Raw genomic sequence first — 14,867 nt, forward strand, 5'->3', positions numbered from 1 at the left:
AAAATTAAAAATCTAATGATAATTTTAGGCGTTCATCTTACGATAATCTTGAAATTTATAGTTACTTTACTAACTATAATTAATCCATTTTCGATTTCTGGAATATATCTCAATGCAGTTGACTCTTTAAATAGGAAAGAGAAAAATGTTTTTGCACTTACTGTAGCTATCGCAGTATTTATTATTTTAACTGTTGTTGCATGGGTTGGCATAAGCGTATTAAATGCTTTTGGTATAAACATTAATGCTTTTAAGTTTGGCGGAGGTATTGTTGTGCTTTTCTTTGGTTTGAGGGTTATAGGAGTTATTCCACAAGTTCAAAACACAAGTGTTCATACTGATTCAAAAAAATTAGCGATAGTACCAATGGCAATGCCTTTGGTAGCAGGTCCTGGGACTTTAGTAGCTACCATTTCAGAAGTTCATGTTTATTTTGCTACAGTAGAAGCTAAAATAATTGCTACAGCTTGTATAGTTTTTGTAGCTCTTTTACTTTGGTTATTTTTTAGAGAATTACCTAAAATTTTAGAAGTTTTAGGTCATAATATAATGGACATAATCTCAAAAATTATGGGGTTATTTTTAACAGCTTTAGCTGTTGAAATGATGTTTGATGGTGTAAAAGGATTCTTTTTTTAATGTTTAATAAAGTTACGGAGATAAAAATGATAAAAGTTTTTGGAATCAATAATTGTACAAGTGTGCGTAATGCTCTTAAGTTTTTTGAAGAAAAAGGTAGAAAAGTAGAGTATGTGAATTTGAGAAAAGAAAAGCCTACATGGCAAGAAATGCAACAAATAAAGCAAATAGGTGGCTTTGAAGTAATAGACCTTTTTAATTCAAACGGTAAGCTTTTTACAGAGATGGGTTTAAAAGAAAAGTTTGCTAACCTATCTGAAGAAGAAGCTTTCAAACTCCTAGTTACAGATGCATTACTTTTTAAAAGACCATTAGTAGTAGAAGGTGATTTTGCTAGAACTGGTTGGAATAAAAAAGAATATGAGCAAAAATGGAGTTAAGTTATTGGTATAAGTATTGTTTTAATCAGTTAATATAATGTTTTTATCCAGAATATCCAAGTTTAATGTCTCTTTTATCAGGTTTACATTTTTATTATTATTAACTAAGTCTACCGCATTCTGCCTTTTAATTTCTGCGGGAGATTTTTGGTTGGAGCTTGTTAGGTTTGTCTGATGGTTTTTTATATCTAATCTAAAGCTTGGATTTTTGAAATATTCTCCAATACTAGCTTGAAGCTTAGATAAACATTGCGGGTCTAGTTCAAGAGTCTTTTTAGCATCATCATTTAAATGAATTTCAAAATGGTTATCTGTAACTTTTGCGAGATTGCTGTTAAAAGCTAGAGTCTTAGTGAACCCTTTTATTTTGATTTTATTTAAAAGATTAAACCATTTTGTATCTAAAGGTGTATCATCGCGTTGCGGTTGCGGTTGCGGTTGCGGTTGCGGTTGCGGTTGCGGTTGCGGTTGCGTTGCAGTTGCGGTTTCAGGTTTAGGTAAGTCTCCTACTATAGGTTTAGAAACTTTAGACTCTTGAGCATTATTTACGCTAGGACTTGCTTTAGTCGGTTGTTTAAATTCTTCTTTAAGTCGAGAAATATCCTTCCTAGTTTCTTGTGAAAGATTAGCCCCAACAGGTTTTGAATCTGTAGCCTCGCTACTATTTAGGCTTTTTTTTTGAAATGCAATAAGACGAAGCACAGCCATAGTCACACCAGTTTCAAAACTTGGTGCTAGTGAAATATCTTTTTTGGCAGATATCGTTAGCTGATACAGAAAGTGAGCCTGCTCTACAGAAAGGTGAGCTAAAATTTCATTAATTATATCAATGTCTATATCATTTATGGCATCAAGGCTTTGCGTGAAGCTATATATACAACAGCTAAACCATATTTCAGCAATCCTATCAAGCACAGCTTCAGCATTTGATTCGCTTAATGTTAGGTTTTTCACAGCGGGTAGTATCGCATTTGGATCATTTTTGATAATAGCTTTGACTATAGTATAAACCTCTTCATTGTCAACAACACCGAGCATTTGTTTTATTTTAGCTTGTTCTAGCTTACCGTTACAAAAGCTTATAGCTTGGTCAGTCAAGCTTAAAGCATCTCTTAAGCTACCTTTGGCATGGTATGCTATATAATCTAGAGATTGTTGATCTGATTCGATTGATTCTTTGGTAAGAACTTCATTTATTTGTGCTTTAATATCTGTTTGAGAAATATGCTTAAGATGAAGTTGTATACACCTTGAAAGTATGGTTACTGGGATTTTATGATAATCAGTTGTAGCTAATATAAATTTGACATATTCCGGTGGCTCTTCAAGAGTTTTTAGCAGGGCGTTAAAACTTTGTTTAGAAAGCATATGTACTTCATCTATTAGGTAGACTTTGTATTTACCTTGAGAAGGCATATAAGCGATGTTATCTAATATCTCTTTAGTTTCTTCAACGCCTGTACGCGAGGCTGCATCTATCTCAATTAGGTCGATAAAGCTATTATTGTTTATAGCTACACAGTTTTCGCACTCATTACATGGTTCTGCAGTTACACCAGTTTTGCAGTTTAAACATTTTGCAAGTAGTCTGCCAAGAGTAGTTTTGCCCACGCCACGCGTACCTGTAAAAAGATAAGCATGATGAACTTTTTGTGTTTCTAAAGCGTGAACTAAACTGTTTAGAGCATGCTGTTGTCCTGCAACTTCGGAGAAGGATTGAGGGCGATATTTACGCGCTAATGCTTGATATGACATAAATTTTTTTATATTAGTAAAGTCCTTGAATAAATGATAACAAAGTTAACTAAAAAGAATAAGGTATTATTGGGTGGCTTTCTCATTTTATAGTTTATGGGGTTGATATATTAAACAAATTGAAAAAATAAATTATAAAGGGTATTGTTACAGTAATATTTTTTTAAAGAGATGTTTTCTAATAATGAAGTTCAGGGTGTTTTTAGGGTTAGTATTTACTTTAGTTGTAAATTTAGGTTTTGCTGATTCAATAAAGGTTTCCGCAGTACAAATGCTTGCACATCAACAGTCGTTTGAAGAGTTTAAAGCAGATGTTTCAAAGTATGTGGAAGATGCAAAAAAGCAAAATGCCGATATTGTTGTTTTTCCAGAAGATAATACTCTTAATTTGATATACGATTTACCTTGGAAGAAAAGTTCTCTTCTTAATCTAGCAAAGTTTTATGATAATTATAAAGCTTATTTGTTAAATTTAGCTAAACAAGAGAAGATAACAATTGTAGGTGGAACAATTGTGAGGGTCATTGATGAGAAGATTTATAATACTTTGATTGTAGCATTACCAAACGGTGAGATTATAGAGCATGATAAGATTTACTTAACACCTGTAGAATTAGCAGTTGGATATAATGGTAAGGGTGACAATATACTAGTATTAGATACAGATAAAGGTAAGGTTGTAATTCTAATATGCTATACCAGTGAATTTGCAAATATATCTATAGAATTAGCCAAAATTGAACCGGATTTGATTATAGTACCATCCTATACAGACGATATATATGGCTTAAGTAGGGTACAATCTGCTATTAAGATTCTTTCTATACAAAATTTTGCTTATGGTTTAGTAGTTGGTATGGTTTCAAATAGATCTATTAATGATCTTGAAGGTGCAGATGGAGTTGCACAAGCATTATTTGTATCACCTCAGCAAAAGGGTTTTCCATTAGACCATCTAAAGCGAGCTAAGTTTAATCATGAGGAAATGATTGATTATAATTTTAATATTACAAAACTACATAATGAAAAAAAAGAAAATGATGTGTTTCCTCATAACGGACTTAACATATACAAGAAAATATCATTTAATGTTAAAAGTGTAGACCTTTAGTAACTTCAGTTAGCAATCTAGTTGTAAAAAAATTCACAAAAATATAAAATCTACATATTAAAATTTCTATATAAAAAGTCACAAAATGGAATCTGTAAATTATAAATCTTTGTTAAAAGAATTAACGGCTCGTATTCAATCATTACGAGACTATCTTTGACTATGATGTCAAAAAAGAAAAGCTGGTAGAAGTCTTGATGGAGTTAGAAGATGGCTCTGTATGGGATAAACCCGAATATGCTCAAAATCTTGGTAAGCAAAAGGTCGAGCTAGAGGGTGTGGTGAATAATTGCGACCATATTGTAGAGACTTTAGAAGCACTTACAGAATTGCTTGAAATGGTAGATGGAGATGAGTCTTTATTAGAAGAAATTGCAAACGATACCCAAGAAATCACAACCGAGATTGAAAAACTTGAGTTTAGAAGAATGTTTTCAGGACAAATGGATGCAAATAATGCTTATCTTGATATTCAATCAGGCTCAGGTGGTACAGAAGCACAAGACTGGGCTGAAATGCTAATGCGGATGTATATGCGTTGGGCAGATAGTCATGGCTTTAAAGTGACTGTTGATGATGTCTCTGATGGTGATGTAGCCGGTATAAAAGGTTGTACTCTAAAGATAGAAGGTGAGTATGCTTATGGCTGGTTACGCACGGAGACAGGTATTCATAGACTTGTTAGAAAATCTCCATTTGATTCAAATAGTAAGCGCCATACTTCATTTGCATCGGCATTCATTTCACCAGAAGTTGATGATGATATAGACATAGAAATCAACCCTGCAGATTTACGCATAGACACATATCGAGCAAGTGGTGCAGGTGGACAGCATGTCAACAAGACAGACTCAGCTGTGCGTATAACTCATGTGCCCACAAACACTGTAGTACAAAGTCAAAGTGATAGGTCGCAACATAAAAATAAAGATAGTGCGATGAAGCAGCTTAAATCTAAGCTATATGAGCTAGAGCTTCAAAAACGCAATACAGAAAAAGATGCTCTAGAAGATTCTAAATCAGACATCGGTTGGGGAAGTCAAATTCGTTCGTATGTGCTTGATCAATCGCGTATTAAAGATTTACGCACAGGTGTTGAAAGTAGTAATACCCAAGCTGTGCTTGATGGTGATTTAGATAAATTTATTGAAGCTAGTTTAAAAAGTGGATTATAGGCTAACCATAAAACTTATCAAGTAAGTTTTTAAATGTGGTTCCTTGAATAAATATAGATAGTATTACAACAATATATACAATAGAAAATAAAAGTACATACCTACTGTCCATGGGTAGGGATAAGGCTAGCGCAATAGATACTCCTCCTCTTAATCCCGCCCATGTCATTACAATATTGCTCCGACTATAGTCTTTAGGAATACCTCTGTTTCGTAAAAACACAGATATGGCAACACTTATATATCTAGCAATAACTGTAATAATAAACGACACTATCCCAACAAATAGTATTTTATTCGAATAATCTAGTTCTAATATTTTTATTCCGACTAAAACAAATAAAAATGCATTTAATAACTCATCAATTGTTAACCAAAAATCTGTGAATTTTTTGACCTCTCTGTTAGATAGTCTACTTTTAAATTTGCTGTTACCAATAATAAGTCCAGATACAACCATTACTAGAGGACCTGAAACCTCAAGTTGTTGAGCTAGCCAAAATCCTGAGCTAACGATTGCTAAAGAAATAATAATTAAAGTATGACTATCATTAGAGTTATACATTAGTGAGATACCAACTATACCTAATAATATCCCTAATAATATTCCTCCTAGACTTTCTTGAAAAAACAGTTCAGCAATATGTAAAACAGAAATGTCTGTATTTGAGCCAAATGCTATAGATACTAATATCATAAATAGAACTATGGATATTACATCGTTAAATAGTGATTCACCTTCTAGGAGTGATTTAACCCTTGTTGGAACATTTTTGTTTTTTTTGAAAACGGCAAATACTGTAACAGGATCTGTAGGGGAAACTATAGCCCCCACTAATAGATATACAACATATGGAACTTGTTTGCCTAAAATGAGAGGGATAATTAGCCATCCAAGGGTACCTATGATAAATGTTGAGATAATTACTCCTAAGCTAGAAAGAGTTAAAACGCCTAAAAAATGTTTTTTAAGGTTTAATAGATTCAGATGCATTGCTGAGGCGAAAAGCAAGTAGCCAAGCATACCGTGTAATACAACCTCTTTAAAATTAACACTATCCAGTAAATTATAAACAGGATCAAACAAGTGTGGTTTAGAACTTATTAAAACTAGTAGAGTTAAAGAAAAAGCACCACTAATAACTATCAAACCAACAGGTTTTGGCAGCTTAAGATATTTTAGATTAATATAACTTGCTAATGCCGTAATGATACAAAGTAATACAAATAAACTATGGTGACTCATTTTTATTATTTAAGTAAAAGAGATTTAACTAATTATAGGCAAAAGTTATAGTTTTAAAAAGTTTAATTTGTATTGGGAGTGGTATAAGAGGAGGTAATGAGAATTTGGAAGCTACTAGAGCGTAGTTGATAATAAATACTTTGGCTAAAATCTAGCATTTCCAAATAGTTTGTGTCTATATAACTCAATAAATATTATGTATAATAGGTAGCTTAAACTTAAAAGACAATTCTCGCTATAAATTACAGGTGTATAAATGAGCAGTAAATTAAAGGATTTAATCAAAGTTTCTATCAAAGAATATTTAGAAGCAAATGAAGTTGTAATGAAAGATGCTGTAAGAGGCAAAATTCGTGAGCAGGTGCAAAATATCATCACAGGAAAAGGTCTTGATGAAAAAAGTGATGGCGTAAAAGAGCTATCGGCATCATTAGTTAAAAAACAAATAACAGAGTTACAAGAAAATTCTCAAATGACTTTGAGAAAAGAAAAGCTACAAACTTTAGCTGACCAAAATAATGGTATAAGCCACCCAAATAGTTTTAGAAGAAATATTGTGGCAAATGATTTGCAAAATAAATATGCAAGCTTTTCAAAACCTGAGCTAGAAGAGCTTGAGAATAAAGAGCAGTATAGTGTTACAGGTAGGGTGGTTTTACGCCGTGTAATGGGTAAGGCTTCGTTTATTACTCTACAAGATTATTCTGGTCGTGTACAAGTTTACTTGAAAAAGAGTGATTTGCCTGAGGGTCAGTACGATACTTTTAAAAGTTTGTGTGATTTAGGTGACATCATCGGTGTGTCTGGAACTATGTTTAAGACAAATACAGGTGAGCTTTCTGTAGAAGCTAGTCATTTTGAGATTTTGACAAAAGCTATCCGCCCTTTGCCAGATAAATTCCATGGTCTTGCAGACCAGGAAATGAGATATCGTCAAAGATATGTGGATTTAATTACAAATGATAACGCTCGTGATGTATTTAAGGTTCGCTCTAAAGTAGTAAGTTTTATTCGTAACTACTTTGATAAATTAAGCTTTATGGAAGTTGAAACTCCGATGATGCATGTATTACAAGGTGGAGCTGCTGCAAAACCATTTAAAACACATCATAATGCTCTAGATATGCCATTATATCTGCGTATAGCTCCAGAACTTTATCTAAAAAGACTAGTTGTTGGCGGTTTTGAGCGTGTTTACGAGATAAATCGTAATTTCCGTAATGAAGGCGTATCTTCGCGTCATAACCCTGAATTTACTATGTTAGAATTCTATATGGCGTATGCTGACTACAATGATCTTATGGATCTAACAGAAGATATGCTATCTAAGCTAGTACAAGAAGTTACAGGCTCAACAGAGTTAGAGTATGGTGAGTACAAAATTAACTTTGCTGGTAAATACGAACGAATTTCGATGATAGATGCTATCGTTAAGCATAGCGATACTATCACAGTAGAAGATTTAACTGATTTTGATAAGGCTAAGGCAATTGCAGAAAGCTTGAACCTAAAAGTAGAGTCTTTCTATGAGCTTGGTCATCTTATTAATGAAATATTTGAAGAAGTTGCTGAGCATAAGCTTATTCAACCAACATTTATTACAGATTATCCTGCTGTAGTATCTCCACTTGCGCGTCGCCAAGATGGTAATCCTGATTTTACAGATAGATTTGAATTTTTCATCGGAGCTAGAGAGATTGCAAATGGTTTCTCTGAACTTAATGATGCTCAAGATCAAGCAGAAAGATTTAAAAAACAAGTTGAAGCTGCTGCAGGTGGTGACGATGAAGCTATGCCTTATGATAAAGACTACATAAGAGCATTAGAGCACGGTATGCCACCAACAGCAGGTCAAGGTATAGGTATTGATAGGCTTGTGATGTATCTGACAAATTCTCAATCTATAAGAGATGTAATTTTATTTCCACATATGAAGCCTGAGTAGGATAAATGTTGAAAAACCTTATAAAATCATTATTTGAGAATGTTTATAATTCTCAAATTAATCCAAAAGAATATCTTGAAAAATTTGTTAGTAAGGATTACAAGCAAATAGTTGATGGACATGAAATTGACTATATTGATTTTATTGAGCATATTCAAAAGCAGCGCGAAATAATAGAGAGTATTTCTTTTGACTTTATATACCTTATTGAAGAAAAAAATATTGTAGCCTCACTACATAGAGTCTATTTAAAAAAGAAAGAAAGTAATCAGGAAGTTATAGCAGAAGTGCATGCTTTTTTTGAGTTTGAGCATAATATGTTAATTTCATGTGATGAACGCACTAGAATTATTAAAGGATCTAAAGAAGATGAGGATTTAGGTCGTAGGAAATAATAATTGGTTGATAAGCTTAAGATATTTCAACTGTCAATTTAAAAATAGTTCTAAATCTATCCACCCGGTATAATTCTGACCTCTGTTTTACCTTTGTTATTCTCTACAGCATAGGAAATACTTGTATTTGTCCCATCTTTAAAATTAAGTTTGGATTTACAAATTCGACTATGCTTATAAACTTTAGTTTCTTGTATGTCAGATACTTTATATTGAATGCTTTTTTGAGAGCTCGTTTGATTGAGTATCTGTCTAACCAAAGTATTTAGTTTAGGCTTAACATCGCTAGAAGCACATGATGGTACGCTATTTTTTTGATAAAAAACTAAGAAATAAATACTAGTAAGTGCTATTAAGATTATGATTGTAGCTATTTTTTTCATATATTAATGATCATCATCGTAGCTAGCTTTATGAGACTTACCTTCAACAAATGAAGTTGCTGCAATAAGTAATGCAGAAATCACAAAAACAAGATGGATAGAGGCAGCCCATACTAAGTCTCTATCACTTGTTTGAGATATCTCTAGGTATTTTTTTAATAATGATATTGATGATATACCAATGATAGAGCCTGCAATTTTAAGTTTTACAGCATTTGGAGAAAGCTTTTTAATCCAAACAGGTTGACCACCATCTTTTCTATCTAAATTCATTTTACTTACAAAGTTTTCGTAGCCACTTATTACGACAATTACAACTAAGTTAGCAACTAAAACGATATCACACAAAGTCAGTGCTAATATGATTAATTTATCCTCATCAAAAGTTGCTATAGAAGTGAATAGGATATAAAGCTCATGATATATTTCGTAGATAAAACCAAAAAGTACAAAAGAAAGTAATATATATATAGGCGCTTGAATCCAACGGATAGCAAATATAAATCTTTCAATAAGTGAGAGAAGTTTGTTAATCATAATAATTTCCTGTTTGGTTTAAGTAAATTCAAACATAAAAGATATATAAATTAAGTCAAAAAATCAAATATTATTTTTATATTAAAAGCAGTATTTATTGAGATTGGGTATATGTGAAAAATACAGATTAACTTAGATTTATAGGATAGCGACGTATTATACTTACTTTTGTTTTCGTTGTTTTATAGTGTGTAAGTCTATAAATAATGCGGGTAACAAAAGATAGTATTATTGATATATTTAAACAAGTATTTGCAATGTGAAAAGTGCTTAATTATAGAGAAATAAGTATGGTAAATATATTAGAACACTTATTATAGTTTTATTAGCTAGTCTCTAAGATTTTAATTATATCATCGTGACTATTGGTTTTAGCATCATCAATAGCTTTCATTCCCCAGCGGTCTTTTGTAGATACATCAGCACCTTTATTTAAAAGATACCTTACTACATCATCATGACCTTCAGCTGCTGCTAGGTGTAGAGCTGTACGATTATCATAATCTCCTTTGTTAATGTCAGCACCTAGAGCGACACTTCTTCGAACTTCGGTTAAATCACCTGTACTTGCTGCCCATATTAGCTCAAAAGTAAGATTTGACTCAACCATCATACGGTTTTCTATTGGATTGATTTTTAGATTATTATCAATATTGTCATAGTTATGGAAATTAAACTTATCTATTAGACGCCTACTGAAATCAACACCTCTAGCAGAGTTATGATTAGCATCTAACCTTGGTGAAAATATTGCAAACCCCCCAACATTCGGTATAGCAATCACTAAAGAGCCTGATACCCCTGATTTCGCAGGTAAGCCTACTGAGAAGGCGTACTCTCCTGAGAAGTCATACATTCCACAAGAGTACATCATAGATAATGAGTTTCTAATTGTTGTTGGTGAAAATATTTTTTTATTTGTAAGAGGGCAAATGCCACCATTAGCAAAAGTAGACATTACTTTTGCCATTTTGACTGCATTTACTTGTATAGAGCAATTTTGGAAATAAAAATCTAAAGTTGTATGGATATCTGTACCTTCAGGAAAAGCATCTACCTCTTTCATGAAGTGAGCTAATGCATAGTTTCTATTGGCAGTTTCTTTTTCTGAATGGTAAGTGGCATTATCAAAACCGATGTGTTCACCACCGGCAAGATTACTCCAAACTTGGGTAACATATTCAAACCTATCAGCTAAATTAACTTCAGGTTTTATTAATGAGGATGTCATAATAGCACCTGAATTAATCATCGGATTATGCGGTAAATTATGTTTGTTTAAGGCAATAGCGTTAAAAGTAACACCACTTGGCTCCCTACCTACATGTTGATGGACTTTTTCTTCACCATTAAGTTCAGTTGCTATACAGTATGATATGGCTTTAGATGTAGATTGAACACAATATGGTTGCTTATAATCACCAAGTGTTATCATTTGTCCGTCAACACTACAAAAAGCTACTGCAAAAAGATCTGGGTTTACGCGCGCTAATTGAGGGATATATGTAGCTACCTGTCCTTCAGCATTTTTAGAAACCTCTTTAAAAATTTCTCTTATTTCTTTTTCGAACTCATTGAAATCAGGGATTATGAATCCTTTATTTATTGATTTTTCAATAAGGCTTATACATTCTGAGCTTATTTCTATAAAGCCTTCAAAATCAATCTTGTCTCTTCTTGAATAATCTTCTAGATTCTTGTTGAGTTTTTTGATTCTGGGATCACTTCGAGTAATACCATTATCTTTCAAATGGCTTATTATATCCATTTTAGTGATATGTCCAGTTTTGTCGCAAATAGCCTCAAAAATTGTTTTATAGTGCTCTTCACCAATAGTGCAAACTTCAACACTGTTTATTTTATTAGATTCCATTATGAGCCTTTATTTATTTTAATTAGTTTTGTGGAAGTATGTATTGTTTAAAGAATAACAAAGAAAAAGAATTCTGAAAGAAGTTTATGCTACTGTTGCTGCTGCAAGAGCTGCGGAAACCAAGTAAGGATCAGAGTTAGCACCAGGTCTTCTATCTTCAAAGTAACCATAGCCTTTGATAGCAACAGGGCGTGGTATTCTGATTGAGCAACCTCTATCAGCATCACCAACATTGAACGTGTTAATGTCACTAGTTTCAAGCTCACCTGTCAATCTATCGCCTAAACCAAACCCATAATCCAAGATATCTTTAGCATGATTTTTTTCTAAATTTTTGACAATGTTATCAATAGTCTGTTTACCTGTTTCAGCACTTCTAGTACCTATAGTAGAGAAGTTAGCATGCATACCAGCACCATTCCAGTCACCCTTGATAGGTTTGTTTGAAAATGAAACTGCTATATCGTACTCTTCACCTAGCCTTTCTAATAACCATCTCGCTAAATGAGTATGATCAGATACATTTAGTATACCAGCATCTTCGCCGTCTACACCTCTAGGGCCTATTTGAAATTCCCATTGACCAGGCATTACTTCAGCGTTTATTCCGTAGAATAAAATACCCGCATCAAGACATGCTTGCATGTGAGTTTCTACAAGGTCGCGACCAAATGCTTTTTCTGATCCGGCACTACAGTAATATGGCCCTTGAGGTCCAGGGAAACCTGTAGTTGGCCAACCTAACGGTCTACCATCTTGAAACATTGTATACTCTTGTTCAAAACCAATCCACATATCGTGATCTATTGAACTATCAAGAATAGAGCGTAATTTAGCTCTGTTGTTTGTTATATGAGGAGTTTTGTTATCTGGGTTGTATACTTCGCAAAGTACAAGATAGCCACATTCTCTAAGTGGATCAAATACAAAGTTTACTGGTTTTAATATGCAATCAGAGTCATCGCCTGTAGCTTGATTAGTAGATGAGCCATCAAAGCTCCAGTCTGGAAAATCTGTAGCGCTCGCAATTTCTTGGAAAGGAAGAACTCTAGCTTTTGAGCGAAGCTCAGGTACAGGCATGCTTCCGTCAATCCAAATATACTCGGCTGTCATTACTCTCATTATTAAAATCCTTTATTTTGTTGTTTCAAATATTATAATACCAATTAGTACAAAAAAGTAAATGTTTGAAAGCCAATAATATTGATTATAAATTTAAAAAAGACTGTATGTAATCTCGTTTAGAGTGAGTTTTATATTGCCTTTTTTTGCGCCTTTAATATATAGATCTGCATCAAGACATTTTTCCAAGGCATTAGTGATTGTTGAAAGGTTAATTTTATTTATCAAACTAGAGTAGTACTTTTGTTTGGAAGCCCAGATATTGTTATCTTTAAATATTTTCTGGTAATAGGTATTTTGAGTCGCCTTAAGTTGAGAAAGTATTCGCAATTCTTTTTTTAAGGTCCAAAGCACAAGAGGAGGTTTATCGTTTTCTATCAATATACTGTTTAATATAGTTAAAGCCTTAGCTTTTTGTTGCATTAATATAGCATCAGATAGATCAAACACATCAAAGCTGGCGTGTTCGTGTAAAAATGGCCTAATGCTAACCTCATCAAAATTATTTTCATTTTGTCTGCTTAAAAGCTTTAGTATTTGCTTTGTGGCTATTAGATTACCTTCTGTTTTTTGAGCTAAAAGTGCAATAGCATTATCATTTAGTTTTAAGTTAGTCTGAGTGATTTCATATTTAATTATATTAATTGATGCTTGAAAGTTTGGTTGATAAATATGGATGTGTTCAGCATTATTTGTAATTGATTGAAACCATTTAGCACTTAAGGTTTGTTTTTTTAATCCGTGAAATACTAAAATATAAACATTATCACTGGATTTGGTTAAGTTTTCGATTAGTGCTTTTTGAAGATTTTTTTGTGGTGGTTTCTCGATGTTGAATTGTACAAGCTTATCCATAGCAAATAAGCTTAAGCTATCAGCTTCGTCATATAGTGAGTCATGTTTTTGTTCAGTTAAATCGTGTCTAACTATCTCAAAACCTTTATCTTTAAATGAGTCAGTTATTTTCTCAATAGTATTAAACCTTTGTAGTGGTTCATCACCACTTATTACAAAAGTCTTAATATTCGATATATCTGGCTTTTTAATAAAATCTAAGTAGTTTGTTTGCATAGGTTAAGAAAGTTTAATTATTTAAAGTAGCTATAAGTAGTTTATTATATTAATGGTTATAACAAAAGTATTAAGAGTTTTAAGATGAAAAAAGTAATTATATGTCTATTTGCTGTTAGTGTGGTATTTTTAAGTGGCTGTGTTACAAAGCCTTCAAATATAGAGCCGGTTAAAAATTTTCAAGCAAAAAAGTATCTTGGTAAATGGTATGAGATAGCTCGTTTTGATAATCGTTTTGAAAAAGGTATGACTAATGTAACAGCAGAGTACAGTCTAAATTCTGACGGTTCAATCAAAGTAGTTAATAGTGGTGTTAATGCTAAAACAGGTGAAAGAACTTACGCAGATGGTATAGCAAAATTTGTTGGTAACCAAGATACAGCATTCTTAAGGGTTTCATTCTTTAGGCCGTTTTATGGTGCTTACATAGTGTTTGAGTTAGATGATAATTATAAATATGCTTATATTGCTGGTGATGATAAAGATTATCTATGGTTGTTATCTAGAACACCTACAGTGCCTAAAAATGTAAAAGAAGATTTTGTATCTAAAGCTAAAGAACTTGGTTATAACACAAGTGACCTTATATGGGTTAAGCAATAGTAAATAAGGAAACATCTCTATTGAGAGGCATCTTCTTTGCTAATGTTTTTAATAATTCTGTCATTAATTTTCAAGAATATAAGTGGAGAAGCCATTAATAACCCTCCTAGAATTAAAGATATAGTAAATGTAGGTATGCTCAATACATCATCTAAATATGCTCCATAATAAATCCAGCTAGAGATTGGCAAGAAAAGTAATATAGATGTAATTACACCAGGAGATATGTTTTTTTGGAATATCGTTGGCAGAATATGAAAAAATATTCCATTGATAAGCATTAAAGCTGCTATTATCAAGCCGAAGGCTGGTAAATGCCAACCTACCATTGCAGAAGATATTGAGATAAACATTACAGCAGCATTTGCAGTATAGAATGTACTCCATTGCATTTGCTTTAGGCCTAATGATGATCTTGCCCAGCTTCTCCAATCAAGTATAAGCTCTTCTAGTACATGAATGCTATAAGCAGCAAGAGCTATCCAGAGCAGATATTCATGAGTCATTTCTTCAATTCCTTTTATGTTTATATTATAAAGTAAAAGTATAATTACAAAGATTATTGAGTCAATCTAAGAAACCATTATAGCTTACTACATATTAAGAATAGTGTAAGACAGAAATAAATTCAG

15 protein-coding genes are annotated in these 14,867 nt (G+C 32.7%); 7 read left to right on the forward strand and 8 right to left on the reverse strand.

Annotated features, from left to right (window positions below; translation table 11 throughout):
* The first annotated feature begins 15 nt into the window (after positions 1–15).
* The gene (locus FLM55_RS07420; protein ID WP_256868864.1) at positions 16–639 is read left to right on the forward strand and encodes a MarC family protein; all 624 of its coding nucleotides are present in this window, start codon (positions 16–18) and stop codon (positions 637–639) included.
* Positions 640–665: 26 nt separating this feature from the next.
* Positions 666–1,019, forward strand: coding sequence for an arsenate reductase family protein (locus tag FLM55_RS07425; RefSeq protein ID WP_178948695.1), 354 nt, complete (start codon positions 666–668; stop codon positions 1,017–1,019).
* 21 nt (positions 1,020–1,040) lie between these two features.
* Here FLM55_RS07425 and dnaX read toward each other — a convergent pair whose 3' ends face one another.
* Positions 1,041–2,774: a DNA polymerase III subunit gamma/tau gene (dnaX, locus tag FLM55_RS07430; RefSeq protein WP_178948696.1), complete on the reverse strand. Its 1,734-nt coding sequence runs from the start codon at positions 2,772–2,774 to the stop codon at positions 1,041–1,043.
* Between the two features lie 184 nt (positions 2,775–2,958).
* Here dnaX and FLM55_RS07435 point away from each other — a divergent pair, with 184 nt between their 5' ends.
* Both FLM55_RS07435 and prfB read left to right on the forward strand, forming a co-directional pair.
* Positions 2,959–3,885, forward strand: a complete 927-nt coding sequence (locus FLM55_RS07435) for a nitrilase-related carbon-nitrogen hydrolase (protein WP_178948697.1) — start codon at positions 2,959–2,961, stop codon at positions 3,883–3,885.
* Positions 3,886–3,970: 85 nt separating this feature from the next.
* Positions 3,971–5,060 (forward strand): peptide chain release factor 2 gene (gene prfB / locus FLM55_RS07440; protein ID WP_178948698.1). Its coding sequence is split into 2 segments (ribosomal slippage): positions 3,971–4,042 and positions 4,044–5,060, totalling 1,089 coding nucleotides; the frame shifts between segments, so codons are not numbered across the junction.
* Between the two features lies 1 nt (position 5,061).
* Here prfB and FLM55_RS07445 read toward each other — a convergent pair.
* Positions 5,062–6,306 carry a sodium:proton antiporter gene (locus FLM55_RS07445; protein ID WP_178948699.1) on the reverse strand — a complete coding sequence of 415 codons (1,245 nt, stop codon included), beginning with the start codon at positions 6,304–6,306 and terminating at the stop codon, positions 5,062–5,064.
* A 256-nt stretch (positions 6,307–6,562) separates the two neighbouring features.
* Between FLM55_RS07445 and lysS the strand changes: the two genes are divergently transcribed.
* Both lysS and FLM55_RS09435 read left to right on the forward strand, forming a co-directional pair.
* Entirely contained in the window at positions 6,563–8,251 is a 1,689-nt protein-coding gene (gene lysS, locus FLM55_RS07450) for a lysine--tRNA ligase (RefSeq protein ID WP_178948700.1), read from the forward strand.
* Between the two features lie 5 nt (positions 8,252–8,256).
* A complete protein-coding gene (locus FLM55_RS09435) occupies positions 8,257–8,646 on the forward strand; it encodes a nuclear transport factor 2 family protein (protein WP_218644479.1) in 390 nt (129 codons plus the stop codon).
* 56 nt (positions 8,647–8,702) lie between these two features.
* Here FLM55_RS09435 and FLM55_RS07460 read toward each other — a convergent pair whose 3' ends face one another.
* The 5 genes from FLM55_RS07460 to holA form a co-directional block, all read right to left on the reverse strand.
* Complete coding sequence (locus FLM55_RS07460; protein WP_178948701.1) at positions 8,703–9,029, reverse strand: hypothetical protein; 327 nt, start codon at positions 9,027–9,029, stop codon at positions 8,703–8,705.
* A gap of 3 nt (positions 9,030–9,032) precedes the next feature.
* Entirely contained in the window at positions 9,033–9,566 is a 534-nt protein-coding gene (locus tag FLM55_RS07465; protein ID WP_178948702.1) for a TIGR00645 family protein, read from the reverse strand.
* Between the two features lie 325 nt (positions 9,567–9,891).
* Entirely contained in the window at positions 9,892–11,439 is a 1,548-nt protein-coding gene (glsA, locus tag FLM55_RS07470; RefSeq protein ID WP_178948703.1) for a glutaminase A, read from the reverse strand.
* A gap of 84 nt (positions 11,440–11,523) precedes the next feature.
* Positions 11,524–12,561, reverse strand: a complete 1,038-nt coding sequence (locus FLM55_RS07475) for a glutamine synthetase beta-grasp domain-containing protein (protein ID WP_178948704.1) — start codon at positions 12,559–12,561, stop codon at positions 11,524–11,526.
* A gap of 93 nt (positions 12,562–12,654) precedes the next feature.
* Complete coding sequence (gene holA, locus FLM55_RS07480; RefSeq protein ID WP_178948705.1) at positions 12,655–13,632, reverse strand: DNA polymerase III subunit delta; 978 nt, start codon at positions 13,630–13,632, stop codon at positions 12,655–12,657.
* An 84-nt stretch (positions 13,633–13,716) separates the two neighbouring features.
* Between holA and FLM55_RS07485 the strand changes: the two genes are divergently transcribed.
* Positions 13,717–14,235, forward strand: coding sequence for a lipocalin family protein (locus tag FLM55_RS07485; protein ID WP_178948706.1), 519 nt, complete (start codon positions 13,717–13,719; stop codon positions 14,233–14,235).
* Positions 14,236–14,252: 17 nt separating this feature from the next.
* Here the strand turns inward: FLM55_RS07485 and FLM55_RS07490 are convergent, their stop codons facing one another.
* Positions 14,253–14,741: an HXXEE domain-containing protein gene (locus FLM55_RS07490; protein WP_178948707.1), complete on the reverse strand. Its 489-nt coding sequence runs from the start codon at positions 14,739–14,741 to the stop codon at positions 14,253–14,255.
* Between the last annotated feature and the right edge of the window lie 126 nt (positions 14,742–14,867).

This window comes from Francisella sp. Scap27 (assembly GCF_013394105.1).
GTDB classification, from domain to species: domain Bacteria; phylum Pseudomonadota; class Gammaproteobacteria; order Francisellales; family Francisellaceae; genus Francisella; species Francisella adeliensis.